Here is a 1,948-nt window from a genome sequence, read left to right as displayed (position 1 = left end):
GAGTCGCTCGCATCATCATGATGGCGGCTCGGTCTTCAGCAGTGAGATGGCGATAGCAGTAAGTCATAGCAACACCGTACCTGATGGGTCACGTGTTGCACTTGCTCATTGAGACCGCCAATGTTAGAGACAGCAAGACCTTGGGGAACGCCTCTTATCGACAGCATGTCTGAGGGCATTGAAACACTAACTGTTGGTGAACTAATCGCTGATAATATTAATGACTTTATGGAAGGATTTCGTATTTTCCTCCCTAGTCGAGACATAAGTTCTGCATGCTTTATTGATGGGTAAAAATTAGCTACATCAAGCTTGATACAAGCATTATACCTAGAACCATTTGAGTCAATTTTTACTTTTTTTATAATTTTCTGCGGCAACTCGAAGCCAATTTCATCTTGGTATATTTCAGTCAGAAAATCACACAGCGCTCGCAATGCTATACGATCACGTACAGTAGGAATAGATATCTCTCTTGGGATCTTATTTCTGCCCTTACTTACTAGTTTCAGCTTGTACTTTGTGAATTTATAGCTACCAGCAATAGCTTTTCTATTGAGAATTTCAATCTGTTTATCTAATTGAGCCCTAAACGCATATTGATCCAGGTTATCAATTCCTGTCGCCCGTGAGTATACAATATGATCAGAAAAAACAGCTTTAAGTTTCTCAACTGAGAAGTGCTTCAAAAAAATATCACTGACTCTCACTTTAAATATTCCAATACGATAAAAATTAGGATGGGCAAGAAATATAACGCTAAAAGCATTAACCAGCGACAACCGTAGCAATAAACGAGAAATGTCCAATGATACCAAGTTGGGCATCTATCTAAACCAGCTTTACACCCTGTGCTCGCATCTACCTTTCCCGATTTAGTAACGTGCTCGATGCATAAAGCTAGATAATAATCACGATCCGTATGATTTTCACAAACGCCCAATATCTGATCATATTCATAACTCAAACAAAGCAAATTTGCGTTTACATCTTTCGTCTTATGATAAAGCCCGTTTAGTGTTTCATAGCATTCTTTTATCAGCCCTGCTCTTTCTTTAAATGAAAGGCCATTGATGAATCCAGAAATACATAATACAAGCACTGAGAAAACGACCCACGCGATTCCACTCAACTCTGGATTAACACTACTTTCACCTAGGCTCAAATAGTATATAGCCGAGGCCACACCAGAGAAGGAGTACCAAAGCAGCAATATTTGAGATTGAAATGCATTTGACAGGAGGCGTTTTTCGGCCTGAATTCTTGCTTTCCTTGTCCACCATACATTATCTGAAAATGCCATTAAAACTCCCAAAAAGGAGCCCTAGGGTGTCTTTTAGTTACAGAGTTAACACCCAACCAAGGGCAAGCCACGAAGGCTAAGAGACGTATCTCTTCAATATTAGTTGCACTCACAAGTGAGTGGACAGCTAAGGCTGCCACACCCTAGGACAAAACCAGCTTATCAGTACGTAATGCGAGAATCATCAAAAATTCATAATTCAATGGTACCCGCATAGTCTGGAGCGCGTGTAGTGGCATAGTGAATTTGGCCGCCTAATCAAAGGGGCTAGTATGCACCAAGAAACAAATTGGTGGCAGCATGGCAACAAGACCAAAAAGTAATTTCAGCCCTGAATTCCGACTCGAAGTACCACAGCTAGTCGTCGATCAAAATTACACTGTTCGAGAAGCGGCTGAAGCCATAAGTATTGGGCATTCAACCATAGATAAGTGGGTTCGTCAGTTACGCCCAGAGCAGGGTGACCAAAGCCCTAAAGCAACGCGGTAAATAGTGGACTTAAGTGGCAGACCCAACAAGAGGAGCTCTAGCCTGGATTTCTCATAGTACCTCAGCCAGTACCGCACTCAGGCTGTAACACCGCTAAACACCTACTGGCTCGACTTACATCGGCTACTTTTTAACCACTTTCCGTCCTTCAGACAC

At 41.9% G+C, this 1,948-nt stretch carries 2 protein-coding genes and 1 pseudogene; 1 reads left to right on the top strand and 2 read right to left on the bottom strand.

The genetic code is table 11. From position 1 onward, the window contains the following. Positions 1-35 precede the first annotated feature (35 nt). Positions 36-710, bottom strand: coding sequence for a reverse transcriptase domain-containing protein (locus HZS80_RS23930; RefSeq protein ID WP_179917457.1), 675 nt, complete (start codon positions 708-710; stop codon positions 36-38). Continuing rightward, positions 707-1,303 (bottom strand): SLATT domain-containing protein, encoded by a 597-nt coding sequence (locus tag HZS80_RS23170; protein WP_179917456.1) that lies wholly within the window; start codon positions 1,301-1,303, stop codon positions 707-709. Before HZS80_RS23170 ends, HZS80_RS23930 begins: the two co-directional genes overlap by 4 nt. A 300-nt stretch (positions 1,304-1,603) precedes the next feature. Between HZS80_RS23170 and HZS80_RS23165 the strand changes: the two are divergent. Beyond that, positions 1,604-1,786, top strand: a pseudogene (locus HZS80_RS23165) (transposase); the annotation flags it as partial. Between the last annotated feature and the right edge of the window lie 162 nt (positions 1,787-1,948).

It is taken from the genome of Vreelandella glaciei (assembly GCF_013415125.1).
Classification (GTDB): Bacteria; Pseudomonadota; Gammaproteobacteria; order Pseudomonadales; family Halomonadaceae; genus Vreelandella; species Vreelandella glaciei.
The sequence above is the reverse complement of the archived record's forward strand: the minus strand, read 5'-3'. Positions and strand labels throughout refer to the sequence as shown.

What these genes read in the sequence shown, in the direction of transcription:
- HZS80_RS23170 (WP_179917456.1), bottom strand. Translation starts at nt 1,303, where the DNA reads ATGGCATTTTCAGATAATGTATGGTGGACAAGGAAAGCAAGAATTCAG.